This window comes from Paenibacillus vandeheii, assembly GCF_030433635.1.
GTDB lineage: Bacteria > Bacillota > Bacilli > Paenibacillales > Paenibacillaceae > Paenibacillus > Paenibacillus vandeheii.
Window position 1 is genome coordinate 68,378 of record NZ_JAROCD010000012.1, and the last position, 23,373, is coordinate 91,750.

19 protein-coding genes are annotated in these 23,373 nt (G+C 48.1%); 12 read left to right on the forward strand and 7 right to left on the reverse strand.

Features of this window, described 5'->3' with window-relative positions:
- Positions 1 to 30: 30 nt before the first annotated feature.
- The 5 genes from P5G61_RS23070 to P5G61_RS23090 all read right to left on the reverse strand — a co-directional run bounded on the left by P5G61_RS23070 (position 31) and on the right by P5G61_RS23090 (position 4,593).
- On the reverse strand, positions 31 to 1,488 hold the full coding sequence (locus P5G61_RS23070) for an erythromycin esterase family protein (protein ID WP_301248567.1): 1,458 nt from the start codon (positions 1,486 to 1,488) through the stop codon (positions 31 to 33).
- Between the two features lie 60 nt (positions 1,489 to 1,548).
- Complete coding sequence (locus tag P5G61_RS23075) at positions 1,549 to 1,752, reverse strand: helix-turn-helix transcriptional regulator (RefSeq protein ID WP_175399435.1); 204 nt, start codon at positions 1,750 to 1,752, stop codon at positions 1,549 to 1,551.
- Between the two features lie 23 nt (positions 1,753 to 1,775).
- A complete protein-coding gene (locus P5G61_RS23080; RefSeq protein ID WP_301248568.1) occupies positions 1,776 to 2,282 on the reverse strand; it encodes a DUF6773 family protein in 507 nt (168 codons plus the stop codon).
- A gap of 395 nt (positions 2,283 to 2,677) precedes the next feature.
- A complete protein-coding gene (locus P5G61_RS23085; protein ID WP_301248569.1) occupies positions 2,678 to 3,829 on the reverse strand; it encodes an alpha/beta hydrolase in 1,152 nt (383 codons plus the stop codon).
- A gap of 104 nt (positions 3,830 to 3,933) precedes the next feature.
- A complete protein-coding gene (locus P5G61_RS23090) occupies positions 3,934 to 4,593 on the reverse strand; it encodes a TetR/AcrR family transcriptional regulator (protein ID WP_301248571.1) in 660 nt (219 codons plus the stop codon).
- A gap of 143 nt (positions 4,594 to 4,736) precedes the next feature.
- Here P5G61_RS23090 and P5G61_RS23095 point away from each other — a divergent pair, with 143 nt between their 5' ends.
- The gene (locus tag P5G61_RS23095; protein WP_301248572.1) at positions 4,737 to 5,957 is read left to right on the forward strand and encodes an RtcB family protein; all 1,221 of its coding nucleotides are present in this window, start codon (positions 4,737 to 4,739) and stop codon (positions 5,955 to 5,957) included.
- 251 nt (positions 5,958 to 6,208) lie between these two features.
- On the forward strand, positions 6,209 to 7,387 hold the full coding sequence (locus P5G61_RS23100) for a DUF4272 domain-containing protein (RefSeq protein WP_301248573.1): 1,179 nt from the start codon (positions 6,209 to 6,211) through the stop codon (positions 7,385 to 7,387).
- Positions 7,388 to 7,497: 110 nt separating this feature from the next.
- On the opposite strand, the gene P5G61_RS23105 is transcribed toward P5G61_RS23100, so the two are convergent.
- Entirely contained in the window at positions 7,498 to 8,535 is a 1,038-nt protein-coding gene (locus P5G61_RS23105) for a LacI family DNA-binding transcriptional regulator (RefSeq protein WP_301248574.1), read from the reverse strand.
- Positions 8,536 to 9,057: 522 nt separating this feature from the next.
- Here P5G61_RS23105 and P5G61_RS23110 point away from each other — a divergent pair.
- From P5G61_RS23110 to P5G61_RS23155, 10 genes are all read left to right on the forward strand, one after another.
- Positions 9,058 to 10,434, forward strand: a complete 1,377-nt coding sequence (locus P5G61_RS23110; protein WP_301248575.1) for an ABC transporter substrate-binding protein — start codon at positions 9,058 to 9,060, stop codon at positions 10,432 to 10,434.
- Between the two features lie 116 nt (positions 10,435 to 10,550).
- Positions 10,551 to 13,478 carry an extracellular solute-binding protein gene (locus tag P5G61_RS23115; RefSeq protein ID WP_301248576.1) on the forward strand — a complete coding sequence of 976 codons (2,928 nt, stop codon included), beginning with the start codon at positions 10,551 to 10,553 and terminating at the stop codon, positions 13,476 to 13,478.
- A 75-nt stretch (positions 13,479 to 13,553) separates the two neighbouring features.
- Complete coding sequence (locus P5G61_RS23120) at positions 13,554 to 14,465, forward strand: carbohydrate ABC transporter permease (RefSeq protein WP_301248694.1); 912 nt, start codon at positions 13,554 to 13,556, stop codon at positions 14,463 to 14,465.
- Positions 14,466 to 14,467: 2 nt separating this feature from the next.
- Positions 14,468 to 15,331, forward strand: a complete 864-nt coding sequence (locus P5G61_RS23125; RefSeq protein ID WP_301248577.1) for a carbohydrate ABC transporter permease — start codon at positions 14,468 to 14,470, stop codon at positions 15,329 to 15,331.
- Between the two features lie 11 nt (positions 15,332 to 15,342).
- Positions 15,343 to 16,809: an NHL repeat-containing protein gene (locus P5G61_RS23130; RefSeq protein WP_301248578.1), complete on the forward strand. Its 1,467-nt coding sequence runs from the start codon at positions 15,343 to 15,345 to the stop codon at positions 16,807 to 16,809.
- Positions 16,790 to 17,410: a Yip1 family protein gene (locus P5G61_RS23135; RefSeq protein ID WP_301248580.1), complete on the forward strand. Its 621-nt coding sequence runs from the start codon at positions 16,790 to 16,792 to the stop codon at positions 17,408 to 17,410. Before P5G61_RS23130 ends, P5G61_RS23135 begins: the two co-directional genes overlap by 20 nt.
- A 14-nt stretch (positions 17,411 to 17,424) precedes the next feature.
- Positions 17,425 to 20,019, forward strand: coding sequence for a DUF5696 domain-containing protein (locus tag P5G61_RS23140; RefSeq protein ID WP_301248581.1), 2,595 nt, complete (start codon positions 17,425 to 17,427; stop codon positions 20,017 to 20,019).
- Positions 20,016 to 20,915, forward strand: a complete 900-nt coding sequence (locus P5G61_RS23145; RefSeq protein WP_301248582.1) for a carbohydrate ABC transporter permease — start codon at positions 20,016 to 20,018, stop codon at positions 20,913 to 20,915. Before P5G61_RS23140 ends, P5G61_RS23145 begins: the two co-directional genes overlap by 4 nt.
- 32 nt (positions 20,916 to 20,947) lie before the next feature.
- On the forward strand, positions 20,948 to 21,958 hold the full coding sequence (locus tag P5G61_RS23150; protein WP_301248583.1) for a carbohydrate ABC transporter permease: 1,011 nt from the start codon (positions 20,948 to 20,950) through the stop codon (positions 21,956 to 21,958).
- A gap of 107 nt (positions 21,959 to 22,065) precedes the next feature.
- Positions 22,066 to 23,025, forward strand: coding sequence for a glycosyl hydrolase (locus P5G61_RS23155; protein WP_363325761.1), 960 nt, complete (start codon positions 22,066 to 22,068; stop codon positions 23,023 to 23,025).
- A 124-nt stretch (positions 23,026 to 23,149) separates the two neighbouring features.
- Here the strand turns inward: P5G61_RS23155 and P5G61_RS32085 are convergent, their stop codons facing one another.
- A complete protein-coding gene (locus P5G61_RS32085) occupies positions 23,150 to 23,356 on the reverse strand; it encodes a SunI/YnzG family protein (protein WP_435874282.1) in 207 nt (68 codons plus the stop codon).
- Positions 23,357 to 23,373: the final 17 nt, after the last annotated feature.

The following is a 23,373-nucleotide window of genomic DNA, read 5'->3' on the forward strand; positions in this document are numbered from 1 at the left end:
AAGAGTAAAAAAAGAGCCGAAGGCTCTTTTTTACTCTTTCGTTTGTTCTTTGGAACCAGATGAGGATGATCGGATATATTGCGGTGGATGAACATCGTCAATCATTAAAATGCCGTCATACTGATCACGTGGGACAAAACTCTCAGGGATCATGCCCCAGCTGTATGCAAATCGTGGTTCGAACATCCAGGAGTTACCTGTTTCCCTGCTCTGATATCGAAGGTCCAGGAAGCTGTAAGGCGTATTCGTAGCGGACATAATGGCCTCAACGGAACCGGGTTCTGCAGGCTCAACGGCATGAACTCCGCCGGCGTTATCAGCCGTTTGACCGCTGGATGCATACAATCCAAGAACATAACTGGATTTCTTCATTTCCTCCGAAAGCATCTCACCCATTAAAGTTACTGGATAAGGTGAGCCCATTACTTCGCTTTGGGCTTTGCGGATGTGATCATTATGTCCCCATACGATGAACTTTTCGTTTGGATATACTTCGGTAGCGAGCCACATGAGATTGTCATGCATCGCCTGATCGCGCCACGCCATTGAATCAAAAAACGACTCATATTTGCCTTCATTCATTTCAGCCATTGAACGGATCGAAAGATCGACATATTCTCTCGCTACACGAATTCGATCATTGAGGCTTCGCTCCAGCAGCATGGAAAGTTTCGGTTGATTCGGATATTCTTTTTGCAGATAAGTCTGGTTCGCTTCGGATTTCAGGGATTGAAGGACATCCTTGTATACCTTGATGATTCCATTTTTCTCAGCGTGGTAGGCTTTCAGATCCGTTCCGGCAGAGAAATTGGACAGCTTTTGTTCCGTTTGTGCGAGACGCTTGGCGAGCTCTTTATCCTTCAGCCAGTTACCGTCCAACAACGGGAATTGCAGCTGCATGTCGAAACCGGTCAGGATGAGAGGCTGTTCGGTTTGTGCGTTTGTTTTGAGATAATCGAACAAGGGTGTGATTTCCTTGGACCACCAGACGCCGAAGATGGAGTTTTTCATCGTTTGTTCCGGACTTTGCTGTTTTATCATGGCATTAGCTAGGGATGTGTTGGAGAGACCGCTTTCAAAGGCAAGAACGTTGTATCCCATTTCCTGATGCAAAAACTGTATCAACCGGGTCTTCGCCAGATTAAATTCGGCAACCCCATGGGAGCTTTCACCCAGAAATACAATTCGCTTGTCATGCAGCAGGGGCTTCAGCATATTCAGATCCGAAAAGGAGTCTCGCTCCTGACCTGTCTTCACAGGCTGGATGCTGTCTAGTCGATACGCATGATCTTTGGCCCATTCATTCCACTCCACAATTTTCTCATCCGACGTTTTCGCGGATTGCACTTGGGTTACCTGACCCTGTATGGTCTCCATGGCGGATGATGCTGCAGCATCTGCATGCCCTGTTGGATAGAGCGAACTCGCCAGTATGGCTGTAGTCAGTGCAAGTACAGCACCCGTTTTTCTTTTCCTGAAATAAATCAAAATAATGCCTCCTTCATCATGTACGTGATCATAAATGATTTCGTATTGGAACCATCCGGCTTAAGTCTGCTCTTCGTCCCAGAACAGGTCATTCAGTGTTCTTGAGAGTGCCTTGCATATGGCAATACATAAGCTGAGGGACGGGTTATACTTTCCAAGTTCTATGAGACCAATGGTTTGCCTCGATACACCAACGATCCGTGCCAGATCGTCCTGCGATAGATCCTTTTCTACCCGGGCGACTTTTAATCGTATATTTTTCATGCCCATTCACCCTTGTATCCTTTCTAAGAATCCCATTGATCTTTTTGTGCTGCTTTTTGACTTGCTTTGTTGGCAAAGTGGTGGACTACGACGTTGAATCCTGCAAAGAACGGAATATAAAGCAGCAGTGAAGTGATAAATACGAGGAAGAAAAACCACCACTTCTCATGCAAAGTCTCGGCAAACAAAACGGAACTTCTTATGCCCAGGAACAAGGCCATTGAAATACCGATAATTAGGCCCGTAATTATGTTGCGCATGCTATATGAAATTTTGCTCGTCTGGTCATGGACTTCAACTTCATCCGAATAAATGCCCAGCATGACGGAACGAACTCCGAAATAGATGCCTCCTGCGAGAAGGATGATCACTTCCGTCAGCATGGAGTAAGTTTCCCAACTGAGAAAGCTTTTGATCATGATGGAGATGCCGCAGATGCACATGATTAAAGTGTAAGCTTCCTTGTACACCTTGTTTTTCAGATTGACGATACGCTCATCCAGATTGCCATTTTTTTTGAACCATTTCATGAGTGATCTCTCCTTTATAAAGATTGTGTACATGTGGGAAATATTTCTTATGCCCTTCATGATAATATTATTTGAGTCTTTTTGCAATATATATATGTCATTTTGTTTGGTATAAAATACAATATGTATGAGGAGTTTGTTTCCAAGCGTGTACAATTTTAGCTTCTTTTTCTTGGTTAAGTCTGTTGATAGGTCTGTAATCTCAATGTCTGTTCTAGAATCCAGCCAATTTCTAACATCTTCAAGTGTGTTTTTCAACGGTGAAAACACCGCTTATCATCTCAATTAGAAAACAATGCCTGAAATATGAGAGAGCCGATAACCCTATTACGCGGTTATCGGCTCTCTGTCTGTACGGCTAGCTTTTTGACATGCGTTTATCTGCACACTCTCGGTTATGTCACTTGTTGCTGGTACTTCTTGATCAAGTCCACGCCATCGTATGCCAGACTTTCCACACTTGCTGCCTTCTGCAGGATGTAATGATCAAAAAAGTTCTTCGTATAGTCTGTAACAAGATTTCGCATCTCCATAGCATCTCGTTCGCCTCTGAGTTCCTCATTAACACTGGTAAACACGATGTCGCAGTAATCTAAATGCGCAACACGATCAACAGAGAAATAATAGGTTTCCCTGCTATTGTTAGCGCCAATTATCGCATTCATGTTGTAGTTGGGTTCACGAAACAGCAGCAGGAAGGGCTTCTTAAGGTCGCTGCCCAGAAGACCGAACGCACCGCTGTCCAAGCCAATCCCGCAGGCGAACCGGTCGTCGTCCCGGCAAACCATCGCCGTCGTAAGCCCTCCATAAGAATGTCCGACGATGCCCATGCCGGTGTCAAGGAGCAATCTGCCTTTAAAAATGGTATTCAGCTCTCCAGCGTCCAGTTTGTACAGATAATCAGCTACATACCGTACATCTTCTGCCTGTAACTCACTATACTCTGTTACCTTGGCAAGTACCGGGAGTGTAAGCACGTTACGGTTCATCTCAACGGCAGTTTCATCGTCAGGCCGCATCTCCATCTTACCAGCCAACGCCTGCATCTCCGGATCTTCAGACAATGCCATTATGACATCCGAAAAACCGTTTGATACATTAAACAGGCGCCCATCTTTACGCTTATACATCGTGCTATTCGGATGGCCGATGCTTACCACAACATATCCCATGCTTGCCAAGTCTGTACAGATCACTGTACCCCATTCCGGAGAACCGCCCCCGCCGCAAACATAGAATAACACCGGATAGCGCTTTTCCTTCCCAGAGAGAGCAATGTCGTCGTAACACCGGGTCTTGATATCTATAGAGAAAAAATCCTTCCCGTTAAGATACCCAGTGACAAGTGGCTGCTCATTTAACATCTCGTAGACTTCAGGAAACATGTACGTTGATGTAGTCTCACCTTCGCTGCTGTCGGACGGATAGTACACAAACGCCGTCAGTTCTCTTTTGGAGTGATCTGATGCCGTGTACTCAAAATCCATCTGGGTTCGACCGACAGTATAGCCGCCAATCGGTTCTGGAAATACGTCATACGTTTTCATTGTCCTGTTCCCCCTAAAAGTGGCGAATGTGAAATACTTACATTGCGCTATAAGCGCTTTTCAAAACGGTGAAACGATTACATCCTATCTTCAGTGAATCATATCTACTCCTTGGCTTTCTTGAGATCGCTAACCATTTCAGAATATTTATGATCTTCAAGCAGTCCATGACCCATAAAGTCAGCAAAGTAATTGCTAATTTTATGTTGCAGCTTAGAGTCCTTAATATCGAATTCCCTAAAAAACATGACTAAATTAAACTGCATTGACTCAAACATAAAAGAAATCAAGTCGTCGTCAATATCAGGTCGGAGATATCCATCAACCCTCATCCGGCGTAAAATGTCCTTGATTAAGGGGAATGACTCGCCCTTTAGCACATTCAGATATACTTTAAGCAAAGTGTTCTCAGGAATGTTTAAAAATGTTTTAGTGAGTTTGATTTCCAACTCATTCAGCGGCTCGGTCACAGTGCCATCAACGTTACCAAGTAAACCTGTAAGGAATAACCGGTAAAGGGAATCTTCATTACTGTTATTAAAATACGCAGCTCTTTTCTGGGTCACATTACGTACTAAGAGACAATAAAGGTCATCTTTGTCTTCAAAATAGCGATAAAATGTTCCGGGGTGCATGGACAAACGATCTAAAACCATCTTCATAGTTATATCCTCGTAAAGATTCTCAACAAAAAGATGCATAGCGCTATTAGATATTTCCTCGCGCCTTGCTTCATCTAAACGAAAGAAAGTATTTTTTGGCATAGATTCCTCCTTAATTTGAAGTGTGAACTCATTCACACCATACTGATAATCGATTCACATGTCAAGTAGATTTCCTGCCCATATGGCATGATTTCTGGTAAAATATACAAAGCGTTTTGATGAGACAGGAGGTTTTACAGATCATGAGAATAGTGGATAACATTAAAGTTTGGGGGGAGCCGCTGGAGAATGCAGTAAGTCAGGCGGTGACTTGCTCGCAGCATGGTGACGTACTGGGCGTGGCTCTCATGGCGGACCATCACAAAGGGTACTCACAGCCCATCGGCGGTGTGGTTGCCTACCGGAACATGATTAGCCCGTCAGGGGTCGGTTATGATATTGCCTGCGGTAACAAGGCCGTGCGTACCAACCTGATGTGGGATGATATCCGGGATCAGATTGCTGTTATTATGGATGACATTAACTCAACCATATCCTTCGGCGTAGGCCGCAACAATCCAACACCTGTGGAGCATGAACTGTTTGAGGATGCTAGCTGGAAGCTGTTTGATTCCATCGAGCCTGGATTACAGCACAAGTTGAAGACACTCGCACGCAACCAGCTCGGGACGGTGGGCAGCGGCAATCATTTTGTGGATATTTTTGTGGAAGAGGCGACGGGTAAAGTATGGATTGCGAACCACTTTGGCAGCCGCGGCTTCGGACACAAGGTTGCGAGTGGTTTTCTGAATTTGGCTGCTGGACGCAAGTTCAGTGGCAAAGCCCCGGGAGAATCGATGGATCAACCGCCGACATTGTTTGACCTCAAGAGTGAAATGGGTGATATGTATTGGGACGGGATGACTCTTGCCGGCCGATACGCGTATGCAGGACGTGATTATGTCATTGAACAGGTGCTTGGAATTCTCGGAGCGAGCGCAGAGTACGCGGTTCATAACCATCATAACTTTGCTTGGAAAGAAAAGCATATGGGCGAAGATGTGGTGGTAGTCCGCAAAGGAGCAACGCCGCTGTCACCGGGACAGCTTGGTTTTGTAGGAGGCAGCATGGGAGATATCTCGGTCATTGTGGAGGGTATCCACAGCGAGGAGAATACCGAGTCGTTTCGCAGTACCGTGCATGGGGCTGGACGCATGATGAGCCGGACTCAAGCAGCTGGCAAAATGAATTATAAGCTGCGCACCCGCATGGGCGGCGAGATCAGCGAGGAACAGATGCAGGCGGCGATTCGTGCCTATGGGGTGGAGCTGAGGGGTGCAGGAACGGATGAAAGTCCATTTGTGTACAAGAAGCTGCAGGACGTGCTGAATGCGCATGCTGATACTTTGAAAATCAACCATATCCTTCGCCCCGTAGGTGTCGCAATGGCCGGAGGCAATGAATTCGACCCATATAAGGACTGAATTATATATGTTCAACTAAACATTTACACAATAACGGAGAGGACAGAAATAACCTGAAGAAACGAAGCTAAAAGCTTTCTGAAAGAAAGCTGCATCGGAAGCATACACCTCGCCTTTATCCCGAGATTTTCCCTGTTGAAAAAGGAATCAAAAAAATCTGGGGATAACAGCGATCGGAAGGTTGTTCTGTCATCGGAGTGTCAGTGTAAATATTGATTAGTTGAGCTTATAAAAAGAAGAAGGTGAATCTCATGAGAAATTGTGCGATATACAGCTCTCAGTTTGACCTGGATCAGCTGTTTGAAATGATTCAATCCATATATCCTCAGGATATAATTGAGCGTAAGGAAGACAAAACCCATATTCAAGTCACACGCAAGAAGTTATTTAGCAAAAAGACGAAGGGCTTCAATATCATGACCAGCCAGACACACCCTGAAGAATTTGCTGCAATGATTCAAGGAATGCTGGGGTTTCTGAGTCAGATTGAGGGAAAGAATGCTTCGTTACAGGAAAAGGTACTGATTAAATGCGCTGCACTGAATATGGTTGTTGGCATCGAGACGGAAGAAGACATCTCGGAGGAATTCTTCAATGAATTATTGACTCTGGCCGATGCCCTGGATGCAGTCATCTTCTGGGGAGGTGGGTCCTTGCTGAATGCGCAAGGTCAGCTGCTGCTGGATGCCAACGGAGAATCCGAAGTGGAGGATTACAAGGTGACAGCGCACACCAGTTTTCTGGACGATGTCAGACCCCCATCGGAATCTGCAACTCTGCGTAAAGAGCGGTCAGAGCAGCTTCTAACAGAGCAAGGAATCCCCTTTAATGTTCATTTGCCCGCAAGAGCGGGGGATGAGCATACAACGATCCGTAGTGTGGAAGAAGTCGCACAGCGCGCGGTAGCGCTTTGCATTGCAGCTCTTAAGGGTGAGTGTCTGGGAGCAGGCGAAAGCGCGGAAGATACTGCAGCGCTGGTCCAGGAAGTGATCGACAAGTATGATGCAGCTTCATTTTTTTCACCTGTGGAGAGAAGATTTATCGAGCAGCATGGGGCAGAGCATCAGGAGGTTATCTCCTTTTCATGGGGATATGAAGCTTATCATGTGATGTTATGGGCGCTTGGCTACGTCAAGGAACTTGGAGCTCCGGTAAATCTGTGTAACGTCGGACAAGATGTAGGGTATTTGCAGCAATGTGACAATGTTGAAGCCTTTGTAGCCGGGGCACGGTTTCGCTCCAAAAGCGAGATTCTGGATGCAGCGGACCTCATTTACCGGTATAACTGGGTGTGTGTGGACAGTCGTGTGAAGGAACAAACACCTCCCGCGGATCTCAATGGCGGAGTTGCCTACGAACGTCACCGGGCATTGAACTGGCTGATTTGTTACCTTGATCAGGACTGGGATGATGTACGGACAGATACGTAGAATGGACTTTTAAAGTTAACTATTTTTATATGACACCCAAACTCAAATACCCCCAAACCAGGTAAGCACTGGTTATGGGGGTGTTTTGGCGTCTCTTGATACCTTACTGTTTATCCGCTATGTCTTCCGTACTGTTCCCGAATCATAACATCAGCGAGAATCAGCTTTTTCTCTACATTACTCTCCGGATTCACAATACGCCATAACATCTGGTCGACTGCGCGTGCACCAAGCAGCTCCTTGTTTACATTAACCGTGGCGAGCACCGGGATATTGTCGTACACATTATCAAAACCGGTGACCACGCACTGATCGGGTACCCCAATTCCCATGCTCTCCAGGGCTTCAATGGTGTAGAGCGCAAAGAAGTCATTGGCACAGACAAAAACCTCAGGCAAGTTCTCCTCGTTAATGACGGACGTAAACGTCTTGCGGAAATCATCCACCTCCGGGCTGCTCAGTTCCGGGATCTGATTCAGATTCAATCCGTGTCCCATCAATACTGAAGTATAGGCCACCCAACGTTCATAGAAGCTGTGAGCATCACTGGTATTTCCAACAAACTGAAACCGTTTGAACCCCTTGCGCAGAAGATAGAGCATAATGTCACGCATGGATGCAAAATTGTCTGTAAAAATACTGTCACTGTGAAAGACGGGGTCCAGATGATCCACCATAACGACGGGAATGCCCAGACGCTTGATTTCAAGCAGAATCGGTGTCGAGATGGAACCGACCGTAATAATGCCCCGAATGGCATCCGGGTTCAGCAGCGTGAACAATTGGTCCGCAGAAGGCTCTGTCAGAGTGAGGATATTGAGGCCTTTCTGATTCAGTCGGGATGATATCCCGTTAAAGACAGGCCCCCAGTATTCGGATTCCTGATTCTGGTAACGAACGTTGGGGAACAGAACCAAAATCGTTCCGCTCCACCGCGTGTTCTGCGGGTCCTGAAGCTCATTGCTGCTATACATATCACCAGATAACATGCTGTTATCTTTGAAATATCCAAGCTTGCCAGCGGCCTTGAGAATAACGTCCCGTGTCTGTTCACTAACACCTGATTTTCCGGACAGTGCTCGTGAGACCGCAAATTTCGACAGTCCTGTAAAATGTGCAATTTCCTGAATTGTTACCTTCGTCTTCATCATACCATCCTTACACTCGTAGTTCAGCCGTATTTTTACCTTGAACAATGAGAAACTGATTCTAGTATATCATGATGTATTTCTCTTAATCTAATAACGGCCGGAGAAGTGGAAATGTTAGTGTTCCATACATGTAACGACGGAAATAGACCTCAGTGATGGACATATTTTCAGGAGAAAAGGCGGATTTTGAAATGTGTATTATTATTTTGTTATTTTGAGAAATAACAAAATATCAAGAATGTTTTCGTTTTGAATATGGAGGTGCTCAGAAATATATCTGGATAATATACTTGCTTGATAAGATTTATAAGCGATATAACAGCATTTTATCAGAATAATTAGAAAATGTTAACAATAAAATGTTGACGCTTACATTGCGCTATGTTAAATTTTGTTTGTGAAAACCAAACATGAAAATAACAAATGGTGGTGGTCGTTCGTTTTTATTAGGTAGATTGAAGTTCAGGAATTATGCTTAGACCATGATTTGTATACACATTCGGGGAGGTTGTTAAAATCATGACTAGAAAATGGAACGTTTTGCCGCTCATGTTATTAGCCGTAATGCTTTTTGTATCCGCTTGCAGTGGTGGGGGGACAGCTCAGCCGGGTACAGATGCAACTACCAATTCAGGCAACAGCACGGGAACTGCCGAGACAGACAAAGAAGGCGGAGCGGAAGAAGTGGCAGTCGATGTGCCGGATTTGGGTGGACGTGTCATCAAGGTTGCGGCCTGGTGGGATTTGAAGCCAGCGGGGGAGACCGCATCGGATAAGGCGAGACTAGATAAAATTGCTGAAGTTGAGAAGAAATACAACGTGAAAATCGAGTTTGTGAATGTGCCTTTCGAAGAATACATGAACAAATTCACAACGACTGCGCTGGCTGGCGAACCGTTCGCAGACATCGTTCAGATGGAGTACAAATCCGCACTACCCGCCATCCTCAAAGGGCAACTGCTGCCGATCTCCGAATTCACCACAGCTGAGAACAACATCAATCAAGAGGCTAACCTGATCACAAAATATCCTGCCATCGCAGGCAACTCCTACGCATTCGATTCTCCGACCAGCATCGGTCTGGGACTTCACTATAACCGTGACTTGTTCAAGAAGCTGTCCCTGCCTGATCCTCAGGAACTGTACAACAAAGGCGAATGGAATTGGGATAAATTCATGGAACTGGCGAAACAGGCTACCAAAGATACGGATAACGACGGGAAAATGGACGTATACGGGTTCTCCGGCTGGGCCATTGACGTGCTTCGCCACTTTACCGCAGCTAATGGCGGCACGATTGTAGATGACGAACATTCAAAAGAAGGATTGTCCGATCCGAAAACAATTGAAGCTGCTGAATTCGTCAAACGCCTGTATAACGTGGAGAATGTCGTGAAAGTCAAAACGGGAGACAAAACAAACTGGGAGGAAAGCAACACATTCAAAGATGGGGATGTGGCCTTGTTCACTGCTGCGGAATGGCAATTGGGCGATATCACCTTTGCTGCTGGAGTCGTACCTATTCCGAATGGTCCTCAGGGCAGCAAGGATGTAACATATGCCAACAATGCGGCTTCAGCCAAATTCATTCCAAAAGGTGTGCAAGACCCTAAGATGGTATACCAAATCTATGAGGAAACGTTCGACATCCCGCAGATTGAAGAGTATCCAGGTCAGGATTACCTGGAAAGCCGCTATACCGACGAGAAGGACATCGCCATGATTCGCGAGCATATCGCGGGAACGGGCCGCATCCTGCTGGATGACGCTTACGCGGGGTATCCAATCGGTGACTATGTAAACGACATTATCAAAAACAATGCTTCCGTTACGGCAACTGCCGAGAAGTACAAAGCACAGGCACAAGCGGCAGTTGATAAACTCGGCAAACAATAACACCAGCATGATTCAGACAGGGGTGCCACGTGTCCGGGCTCGCGCACGGGTACCTCTTTCTCTGTATCACCGAATAGGCATTGCTGGCATCAGCCTTGATGAGGAGGACTCGTAGGATGGCTGGAATTCTACAACGAAAGAAATGGATCCTGCCCACAGTCATTGCAGCAGCGGCAGCCTGCGTCATACTTTTGCTTACTTCCGGTGCAGGTGGAAAGAGTGTGGCTCTGCCTTCTGGCAGTTTGCCTGCTATTGAGGTGGATGCCATCTTGCAGCAGACGAGGCAGAAGAAAGGATATGAACAATATCTGTCCCAAGCAGGCGAGGCCCCACTACCGAATGTGGACATGACCATTGAAGCCGGGGATTACATACGGGCAGAGGGTGAAGAGGTACGCAAGCTGAATGATTATGAGGGCAAGACGGGTGTATCGCTTCATACCGGGGAGACAGGCGAGATTGACTGGGTTGTTGACGTGCCGGAAACCGGGCTGTACAACCTTTCTGCTGTCTATTTTCCCGTAGAAGGCAAAAGTTCGGCAATTGAGCGTGCCTTGTACATAGACGGTGAACTTCCGTTTGCGGAAGCCGCTTATTTGCAGTTTGACCGGGTATGGGGAAATGAGAAGCAGGCCGTTGAACAGGATAACCAGGGCAATGATCTTCGTCCAAAACAAGTTGAGAAGCCCCGTTGGATAGAGGAAACATTTCAGGACTCGGACGGGTACGAACAGGCTCCATTCAAGTTCTATCTGGTAAAAGGAGAACACACGCTAACGCTGAAATCCTCTCGCGAACCCATGGTGATTCGATCGCTACGGCTATTCAATGAGAAGCCAGCCGTTTCTTATTCGGAAACCGCAGGGGCGCAGCAGCTGGACTCATCCGTTCAGCCTAAGGATGTACTCATTCGAATTGAAGGGGAAGCGGCTGTTACCAAATCTTCACCTACGCTATATCCAACCAGTGAAAGATCAAGTTCAGCCGTATCTCCTTACAGCGCTTCCCAGGTGCGTATTAATACGATTGGCGGCTTTAACTGGCGACTGCCTGGACAGTGGATCGAATGGGAAGTGGATGTGCCGGAGAGTGGACTGTATCATATCGGTTTTACCGCTCAGCAAAATTTTGTCAAAGGCATCTATTCCACCCGTAAGCTGACCATCGATGGCGAGATTCCGTTTGCGGAGATGACGAAGGCGCCGTTCCGTTACCAAAGTGACTATCGCATTGATGTGCTGGGCGGTGAGGAAGCATACAAGTTTCAGTTGGAAAAAGGCAGGCATGTCATTCGGCTGGAGAACAGCCTGGGAGATTTTGCACCACTTATTCGCAATGTGGAGGACAGTCTCTACAACCTGAACTCCATGTACCGGAGAATCCTGATGATCACAGGCACCAAGCCGGATGAATTCCGGGATTATCGGGTGGAGAAGCAAATTCCGAATCTGCTGGAGGTGTTCAGCGGGGAAAGCAAACGTTTGAAGGAAGTGGCAAGGCAGCTTCGCCTCCTGTCAGGCCAGTCCAGCGATCAGGAAGCGTTGATCCAAACGATGGCCCAACAATTGGATGAGATGATCGACAAGCCGGATACCATTCCAAGAAGACTTGCCGCATACAAAACGAACACGGGCGGACTGGGCACTTGGGTGCAGCAGGCTCGCGAGCAACCGCTTGAAATAGATGCACTCTATGTAGCTTCATTAGACAGGAGCATTCCCGGCACGGGTATGGGTCCGCTGGCGAAGCTCGGTCATGAAGCGAAGACATTCTATCATTCGTTTTTCATTGATTATAACCAGATCGGGAATGTATCCACATCGGAGGATCAGCGCACGGTGACGGTCTGGATCGGCAGTGGCCGGGATCAGGCGAATACGATGAAAGCAATGATTGATGAGACATTTACCCCGGAGAGCGGTATTAACGTCAATTTGAAGCTGGTCAACATGGGCACATTATTGCCAGCCACTTTATCGGGCGAAGGACCGGATGTAGCAATGCAGATCGGCAATGATCTGCCCGTGAACTTTGCGATGCGGAACTCGGCTGTGGATCTCACCCAGTTTAGTGACTACACCACGGTAGAACAAGAGTTCAGGGACAGTGCCATCGTGCCATATGCCTATGATTCGGGCGTGTACGCTCTGCCGGAGACACAGACCTTTAATATGTTGTTTTACCGAAAAGACGTGCTTGCAGAGCTGGGCCTTGAAGTTCCCCAAACGTGGGAAGATGTGGAGAGCCTGCTGGCGATTCTGAGCAAAAATCATATGGAGTTTGGCATGCCAGTAGTGGCCCAGGCCAACATGCAAGGTGTGAACATTCCGCCTAACTCGCAGTATGCCACGATGCTGTTACAGAACGGCGGCTCCTTCTATCGCAATGACGGCAAGGAATCGGATCTGGATTCCCGTATCGGTATTGAGACATTTAAGAAGTGGACCGAGTTTTATACCGATTACAAGCTGGAGCGGGAGTACGACTTTGCCAACCGTTTCCGGACAGGACAGATGCCGATTGGTCTAACGGATTATACGATGTATAACCAGTTGTCCGTATTTGCACCGGAGATCCGTGGACTATGGGGATTTGTTCCGGTTCCGGGGACGGTGCAGCCGGATGGAACATTGAATCGGGATGTTCCGGGTGGCGGCAGCGCTGTCATGATGCTGGAGAGCGCCAAGGATCAGGAAGCTGCGTGGGAGTTCATGAAATGGTGGACCAGCACACCGGTTCAGGCTGAGTTTGGTCGTGAGATGGAAGGGCTGATGGGCGCGGCTGCGCGTTATCCGACAGCCAACATCAAGGCACTCGATTCGCTTCCGTGGCCTGCGGAGGATTATGCGAATTTGAAGGCACAATTTGAGACAGTGAAGGGAATTCCTGAAGTACCAGGCGGTTATTTTACCGGACGCCATCTGTTCAATGCATTTTACAAGACGGTTGTTGGCCAAGTGGAAGCCAGGGAATCCATCATGGATTACACCCAGTATATTCAGGACGAGATTCGGATCAAGCGTAATGAATTTGGTCTTCCGTAAGCAGAGGGAGGGTTAACAGTGTCACAAATATCACTCCGAGACGGACAAAACAGTCCTCCTGAGAAAACGCCAGGCATGGGCATAAAATCATGGTGGTCCTGGAAGCTCAAGGAAATGAAGGCCAGCAAACATTCCTATGTACTGCTCGCTCCTTACATGATCCTGTTCACCATGTTCACTGTGTTTCCGGTGGTCATCTCCATCATACTCAGCTTCACCTATTTCAATATGTTGGAGTTTCCGCGTTTTATTGGCTGGCAGAACTACACCCGGCTGTTTCTGGAGGATGACGTATTCCTCATTGCCATCAAAAATACGTTGCTGTTTGCCATTATCACCGGACCGATCAGTTATATTGCCTGTTTCGTGTTCGCGTGGATTATTAATGAGTTAACGCCCAAATGGAGAGCATTCATGACACTGATTTTCTATGCACCATCCATTTCGGGGAATGTCTATTTTATCTGGCTGATGATTTTCTCGGGGGATCGCTATGGTATAGCTAATGGACTGCTGATCAAATGGGGATTTCTGCTGGAACCGATCCAGTGGTTGAAAACGGAAGCCTACATTATGCCGATTCTCATTCTGGTGCAATTGTGGCTCAGTCTTGGCACAGGCTTTCTGGCGTTTATCGCCGGTTTGCAGACCGTAGACCGGACGTTATATGAGGCAGGCGCGGTAGACGGAATCAAAAATCGCTGGCAGGAGCTCTGGTATATCACCCTGCCTTCAATGCGCCCACAGCTGATGTTCGGAGCGGTCATTCAACTTACAACCTCGTTTGCCGTGGCAGATGTCTCTATTGCACTGGCCGGATTCCCAAGTGTGAACTATGCGGCGGAGACGGTGGTGACCCATTTGATCGACTTTGGTACAACGCGGTTTGAAATGGGGTACGCGTCGGCGATTGCAACCGTGCTGTTCATGATCATGGTGGGCACCAACCTGCTGGTACAGAAACTGCTTCGAAGGGTGGGAGAATAGCTATGGCTGCAATTGTGACAGGCAAAAAGCGGGTGAACCGCTCCTTATCGGGAAGCCTCTCCCTGTTTGCCCTTCTGCTCATATTTGGTGCTTTCATGGTGCTGCCGCTGATCTATGCGATCAATAATGCGTTCAAACCGTTGGATGAGATTTTTACCTTTCCACCAACGCTATTTGTTAAAAATCCAACGTTCAGCAATTTCTCCGACTTGCTGAATCTGCTGAGTGACTCGTGGGTTCCGTTCTCACGATATATATTCAACACAGTATTTATTACGGGCATTGGCATCGTGGGTCATGTGCTGCTCGCTTCGGCAGCAGCGTACCCGCTCGCCAAGCACAAATTTCCGGGCAAAGTATTCATGTTCCAGGTCGTTGTGCTTTCCCTGATGTTCACGCCTGCCGTGACGGCCATTCCGAATTATATGATCATGTCATGGCTCGGCTGGATTGACACGTATTGGGCCGTCATTATTCCGGCATTCGCCTATTCATTAGGTTTGTATCTGATGAAACAGTTCATGGAGCAGATCCCGGATGCGCTGCTGGAAGCAGCCAAAATTGACGGTGCCAGTGAATACCGGATTTTCTGGTCCATTGTCATGCCGAATGTAAAGCCAGCCTGGCTCACATTGATCATACTGCTGTTCCAGATGCTGTGGGGCAGTGATGGCAATGGATACATCTACAGTGAACAGCTCAAGACCCTGCACTATGCGGCGGGTCAGATCATTCAGGGCGGCATATCCCGGGCAGGCGCAGGTGCTGCGGTGGCACTTATTTTGATGAGTGTGCCCATTACGCTGTTTATTTTCTCTCAGAGCCGCATCATTGAGACAATGGCGAGCTCGGGCATGAAGGAATAAGGGGGAACGATATGGCACGCACAGTGAAAAGATGGCTTGTTCTCCTGGCGGCAGTATCGCTGCTGCTGGTGAATGCCGTGCCTGCGGCGGCCTCCCCGGCGCCGTATGAGAGTTATAACTATAACTACTGGAAGGAGGCCGTTCCTTCACCGGATGCCTATCTGCCTCAGCGAACCATCTCGGGCAGCGACCTGGGCATTGGCGAATTCAAAGACCCCGGTGATGTGAACGTCTCTCCCTCCGGGCAGATTTATATTTTGGATAGCGGCAACAACCGGATTGTTGTGCTGGACGCGGACTATAAGCTGCTGCGGGTGATCGAAGAATTTATGATGGACGGCAGCAAGGAGAGTTTTAATGCTCCAGGTGGATTATTCGTGGATGAAGAGGAACGAGTATACATCGCTGATACGGGGAACAGCCGCGTGGTTGTACTGGATGCGGAAGGCCAACTGATCCATACCATTACGAAGCCGGAGTCCGATATCATCGCAACCAATTTCCAGTTCCAACCGCTGAAATTGACGGTTGACCGGGTAGGCCGGGTGTATGTAGTGGCTCAGGGTGTCTACGAAGGAATTATGCAGTTTGACGAGAGCGGTCAGTTCATTGGATACGTTGGTACGAACAAGGTGGAACGCGACTACGGTGAATACATTTGGCGGATGCTCTCCACCAAAGCCCAGCGGGCGCAGATGGTTTTGTTTGTACCGACCGAGTTTTCCAATGTCGATATCGACGCCAAAGGATTCGTATATGCGACCAATATCGACCCGGGTTCCAGCGAACCGATTAAACGTCTCAATCCATCCGGCGAGGATGTGCTGAAGAGATTTGGTTACTTTGAAGTCAAAGGAGATATCAGGTTCCGCAATAACCCGGGTCCGTCCAAACTGATTGATGTAAAAGTACTGGGGAACGGCATGTACAGTGTGCTGGATGCGACGCAGAACCGGGTGTTTACTTATGATGATGAAGGTCATCTGCTCTACGTATATGGAGGCAAAGGCAATCAGGTGGGCACGCTCAAAACACCAGTCGCCATGGAACAATCCGGGGATCATCAGCTGGTGCTGGATCGGGGGAAAAACAATCTGGTGATCTATGAGCCAACTCGGTTTGGAGCCAGCGTGAATGAAGCGGTTGCCTTTCATTATCAGGGTGAGGATACGCAGGCTGTCCATATCTGGCAAGAAGTGCTGAAGCTGAACGCCAACTATGATATCGCCTATATCGGTATCGGCAAGTCTTTACTGATGGAGAAGAAAAACGAGGAGGCACTAGGTTACTTCGAGCTGGGAATGGATCGCAAGAGTTACTCTGTCGCGTTCAAAAGATATCGGCGAGAGATGATGAAGGAGCATTTCGGGACCTTTCTGACACTTGCCATCGCACTGATTTTTATTCTGATCCTGGTCCGAGTGGCGGTTAAATGGAGACGGAGGAGGCAGATTGAACGTGAAGCAGGATTACATTAAGTTTCCGCTGCATCTCATTTTTCACCCTATCGATGCATTCTGGGATCTCAAGTCGGATCATCGTGGCAGGCTGACCGTTGCTTTTGGAGCACTGATCCTCACGATCATCATTATGATTTTGCAAAAGCAGTACGCCGGGTTTCTGGTCAATTATACGGACCCGCGCACCATTAACAGCATCCAGGAGATGCTGACGATTGCTGCACCATTCTTCCTCTGGTGCATAGCCAACTGGGCGGTCACCACGCTGATGGAAGGGGAAGGCCAGTTCAAGGAAATTGTTTTGGCGACAGGGTATTCGCTTATTCCGGTCATTTTGATCTATATTCCGATGATTATCATCAGCCGGTTTATGGTGCAGGAAGAGACCGCCTTTTATTATTTGTTCACCAGTATCGCCTTCATCTGGTTCCTGCTGCTATTGTTCATCGGCATGATGACCGTCCACCAGTATACGGTGATCAAAACGATCCTTACGATACTGCTGACGATGATTGTAATGGGCATTATCGTGTTCCTCGGAGCATTGGTGTTCAGCATGTTGCAGCAGTTATATGAATTCGGTTACAACATCTATCGCGAGTTGATTTTTCGGACCTAAAGGAGGCGGCATCCGTGAACAAAAGGCAACGAATATATGCGGTGCTGGCCAGTGGTGCAGCTGTGATCCTGCTTGCAGCCGGACTGCTGTATATCAATAACAGGGGAGTACCTGCCGTAGAAGCAACGGCTTATCTGGAAGCCACAACAGAGGCCATACCATCCGAGACGGAGTCACTGCAATTCTTAACCGATTCTTCGCAGGGTGTGCCGGGTATGCAGTTGGTTGCCGAACACCGGGGACTGGCGCTTTATTACAACGAGGAGACGACGGAAATAGCCGTTCGTGATGGAACGAGTGGACAGATCTGGTACAGCAATCCGAACGAACGTAATCAGGATGGGCTGGCTTCCGGTTATGAAAAGGAAGTTCTGTCCTCCCAGCTGAACGTGTCGTTTCGGGATGCAATCGGTACGCTGGAGAACTTCCCGAACTTTAGCTCCAGTATTAGCAACCAACAGTTCGCAGCTGCGAATGTGGATCAAGGGATTCGGGTTACATACACGCTTGGGGATACCTCGCTGGGTATTGATGCCCTGCCCAAACTGATCAGCAAACAGCGTCTGGAGGAGAAGGTCCTTTCGAAACTGGATGCTACGGTCGCAAGATATACGTCTGCCCGTTATTATCCAACCAAGAACAACCCGGATGTGTTGGAACGGTTGGATGGACAAATCTCAAAGCAGCTTGTGCTGAACAAGATGCTGGATGCCTTTGAGGCGGCGGGGTACACCGCTGACGATCTTGCTTTTGACAATAAGGAGAATGGAGTCGAAGGCGGGGGCGTATCGGATAAGCCGAGCTTCGTCATTCCGGTGGAATATCGGCTGGATCAAGGCTCGTTGGTTGTAACCGTGCCGTTAAGTCAGGTGAAAGAGAGCGGACAATACCGCATTCGCAATATCGACCTGCTCGCTTACTTTGGTGCCGCGGATACGAAAGGTGAAGGTTATATGTTTGTCCCGGATGGTTCGGGCAGCCTGATCCATCTAAACAACGGAAAGGTCAAGGAAGAGCAGTACGTACAGCGTGTGTATGGTGCAGATCCGAACGATAATTCGCTCAGTCGTCCTCAGGTGAGTGAATCTGCGCATATGCCTGTGTTCGGTCTGAAGAACGGTGAACATGCCTGGTTTGCCGTGATTGAAAAAGGGGATGGCATGGCCAGTATCTCTGCGGATATTGGAGGCAGGCAAAATAGTTACAACCATGTCTACGGCTCGTTTTCCCTGCGGGGTGAAGATGAACTGGAGATGTATACCTCGCAAAAGATGCAGGAGATTCAGCTATTGAGCGAGGAACCGTTCCGTGGGGATATTCAGGTACGATACCATTTCCTTAATGGAAAGGATGCCACCTATTCCGGTATGGCCCGCTTGTATCAGCAGCAATTGGTGGTGCAGAACGTACTGAAATTGCTGAAACCGCTGGAAGGCGAGTCGGCATTACCTTTTTACGTGGATGTGTTAGGTGCAGTGGACAAAAAAGCTTCATTCCTTGGTGTGCCTTATCGGACCACATTGGCAATGACGACATATGAACAAGCGGCTGAAATGGCTGCCAAGCTGCAGCAGGAGGGTGTGAATCGCGTGCAGATGCGGTATCAGGGATGGTTTGGCGGCGGCTTCAGCCACCATACACCTACCCAGGTCAAGTTGGACAGTGAAGTGGGCAGTCGTTCTGAATTACAGAAGCTGTCTGAACAATTGAATCAGTCTGGAGGAGCGCTGTTCCCTGATGTGGCGTTCCAGCGCGTGTATCACGATGATTGGAACTTTGCTCCATCCTCCGATGCAGCGCGATTTGTAACCAAGGAGACGGCTGAATTGTATCCATACAGTCCTGCTCTCAACCGGATGGATCAGAGCAAAGACAGTTATTATCTGTTATCGGCCGCCAAGCTGCCGTATGTGGTGAGCGAGTTTGCCGGGAAAATCAATAAACTGGAACTCAACGCATTATCGCTGCGTGATCTTGGGCAGGTATTGAGCTCGGATTATCGCGATCATCGTGTCATCCACCGGGAGACCGCGAAGAACATCGTGAAGGAGCAGCTGGGCAAGCTGCAGCAGGAGTATCCGAACATGATGTTATCCTCCGCTAACGCCTATGCGTGGGGATATACGCAGCATATTGTGGATGCTCCCTCAGGCTCCAGTCGGTTCAACATTACCGATGAGGAAGTTCCTTTTTATGAAATGGTCATTCATGGATATATGGATTACGCTGCTTCTCCAATGAATACGTCAGGGGATCAGGATCTGCGCAAACAGCTGCTCCGCAGTCTGGAGTTGGGCTCCGCTCCACAGTTTCAATGGACGTATGCACCATCGTCCAAGCTGAAGCTGACCAGTTATGATTCGGCTTATGCCACTGATTACGCGTATTGGTTAGATGAGGCGGTTGCATTATACAAGGAAGCGAATGAGGTACTAGGTGATTTGCGGAACCAGCCAATGACCGAGCATGAACGAATACAGAATGGCGTTGTGCGTGTCACATACCGTGACGGTGCGTCTATTCTCGTGAATTACAATGATGCTCCGGTAACGATCGATGGAATTACCGTTGGCGGGGCGGATTATGCAGTGGAAGGAGTGAACCGATGAGAACCCTTCGTTTATCACTGAAATCACGTAGAGCGATGCTAGGACTTGCATTTATTTCGCCATGGCTGATTGGTTTCATCTTCCTGTTCGCCACGCCGCTGCTGCAATCGATCCGGTTCAGTTTGAGCAATCTTTCGGTTGCCCCAGGAGGATATGTACTGGACTTTGTAGGATTGAAAAATTTTAAGGATGCCATTCTAGTTGATGCTACATTTAACCGGATCTTGGTGGATTCGGTTGGAGCGATGCTGCTGAATGTGCCGATGATTCTGTTCTTCAGTTTGTTTACAGCGACACTGCTTAACCAGAAATTCAAAGGCAGAACAATGGCGCGTGCGATTTTCTTCCTGCCGGTCATTCTGGCCTCCAGTGCGGTGGCGGCGGCCGAGTCCGCAGGGTTGATCAATCTAATGGGGGACATTAGTGCAGTGGATACGTCGACGGAGGGGGGAGCTTCGTTCAACGTCGTTTCAATCGTGCGGATGCTGAATGATGTGGGGCTGCCGATGGCATATGTGGATTACATCGTGGAAGCCATTATGCGTATTTACGATATTGTCAGTAGCTCTGGCGTGCAGATTCTAATCTTCCTCGCTGCGCTGCAATCGGTACCGGGCTCCATGTATGAAGTAGCCAAAATTGAAGGCGCAACGGCCTATGAATCATTCTGGAAAATTACGTTTCCAATGGTGAGTCCGTTGATTCTGACGAATGTCATCTATACGATCATTGATTCCTTTGCCGGCAGCCCGGTGACCGAGGCGATCTATCAGACCGCGTTCAAAACCCAGAACTTCGGTCTGAGCTCAGCCATGTCCTGGCTGTACACCCTGGTCATCGGTCTTGTCCTGGTTGTTGTCGGATGGGTGCTGTCACGACGGGTTCATTACAACTGAAAGCGAACGAACGTAGAAGGAGGCATGAGACTATGGCAGTGTCGGGAACGGATCGCATGGTGGTGATTCCAAGAGAGAACTACCGCTTGCAGAGGGTGCGAAACAAGACATCGGACCTCCTGTATTCCATATTCAGATATGCACTGATTATCGGTATTTCATTTATTATTTTGTATCCGTTGTTTCTTAAAATCTCGGTTGCGTTCAAGGATAAACAGGATATCTATAATCCGACCATCTATATGATTCCACAGCATTTTACGCTGGATAACATCAGGCTTGCAGCGCAGGTGATGGATTATTTGCCTTTGCTGGCGAATACCCTGTTATTCGTTACAATTACTACGCTGCTTACTGCCATATCCTGTGCGTTAGCCGGGTACGGCTTCGCCCGCTTTTTTTTTCCCGGCAGCAATGTGCTGTTTGTGTTGGTGATTCTCACCATTCTCGTTCCGACAAGCACCCTGATGGTGCCGATGTATCTGCACTTCCGTAACTTTGACATCCTGGGAATGGTTCATCTGTTCACGGGGCGAGAGGGTATTAATTTGCTGAATACGTATTGGCCCTCCATGATTACGGCGGCTACAGCAGGTGGACTGAAGGCAGGGCTGTTCATTTATATTTTTCGTCAGTTTTTCAAGGGCATGCCCAAGGAAATTGAAGAAGCTGCGCTGATCGATGGAGCAGGCGGGTTTCGGACATTTGCTCGAATCATGCTGCCGAACGCGATTTCACCGCTGATTACGGTCATTCTGTTCTCTTTTGTCTGGCAGTACAACGATACATTCTATTCGGCGCTATTTATGAGTGAAAGTCCACTCATCTCACTGAAAGTGGCATCATTGCCTGCGCAGGCGAACCAGCTGATCCCACAACTGATGGGTTTTGGTTCAAACTCGGGCATGAAGGCAGATCCGAACTATGTTGCCATGATCGTGGATACAGGCATTCTGCTGGCGATTGTACCGCTCATTATTTTGTATTTGTTTGTACAGCGCTATTTCGTCGAGAGTATTGAACGTTCCGGGGTTGTTGGATAAGAAGAAGAGGGGCGTTCGCTTGCTGCATTCAACATATCTGGTTGCTGAATCAAAGTTGGATGCTTAATGGGCTTGGACCATGCTATAGAGTGAAGGAGGGAGCTATGATGGAGAGCAAGATTAGCAGTATTCTGGTGAATGAAGCAGCAACTTCGGAGGCCAGAGAACTGATGAAGTACTTGGTGGAGAGTTACGGGAAGGCAGTACTTTCGGGTCAGCAGGATTACGGAAATCTAAACTGGATTAATGAGAATACAGGCTGCAAGCCGGCGGTAATGGGATTCGATCTCATGGAATATTCTCCATCGAGAGCAGAGCGCGGCGCGAGCTCTCACGAGATTCGGGATGCAATTGCGTGGCATCGGCAAGGCGGAATTGTGACATTGTGTTGGCACTGGAATGCACCTACTCATCTGATGGATGCACCAGGCAAGGAATGGTGGAGAGGGTTCTATACCGATGCCACCACCTACGATCTCGCCTCTGCGTTGGATTATCCTGAATCGGAAGAATATACTTTATTGATCCGGGATATCGATGCAATTGCAGTACATTTGCAAGAACTAAAGGATGCAGGTGTGCCTGTGTTATTTCGGCCGCTTCATGAAGCGGAAGGAGGCTGGTTCTGGTGGGGAGCCAAAGGACCTGAACCTGCCAAACAGTTATATCGCCTGCTGTATGATCAATTGGTCAACAAGTATGATCTGGGTAATCTAATCTGGGTGTGGAACTCAGAAAAGCCGGAGTGGTATCCGGGTGACGATGTGGTGGACATTGTGAGTGTGGATGTTTATCCAGAAGCAGGGGATTACAGTCCACTAGCTGAACGTTATGAGAATCTGCGCACACTGGTGAATGACAGCAAAATCATTGCCCTAGCCGAGAACGGCTCCATTCCTGATCCAAAGCAAATGAAAGAGCAGGGCGTGCACTGGAGCTGGTTCTGTACCTGGACGGGAGGGTTCCTGAGGGATGGCATTCATAATACTGTGGCGTATTTGAAGGAAGTATACAATAGTGAATATGTCGTTACGCTGGAACAATTACCGAAGTGGAGTTGGAGATAGGGCTATCATCTGAACTATTACTAAACTATAAATGCGTCAGCAAAGCATAAGGAATTATGCGAATGCTGACGCTTTTATATTGATCATTTTCTTTTGTAAATGGGTGAGTTCCGAATTACATGAGCTACCCAGCAGCGTTGGATACCATGGTGCTGATTTTAGGGAATAAAGCCTCATTTGATGTAAACAGGATATAGGATTGATTGGTTGTACGGATTACGATTGTTTTGGAAGCGCCATAGGCTGCGCCGATTCGAACGGCTGAAGGCTCACTTCCACCATATGTATCATCAAGGGTAACTGCTCTAATATCTGAGATAGGGATTTCTATTTTGGATGAGTTTTTCT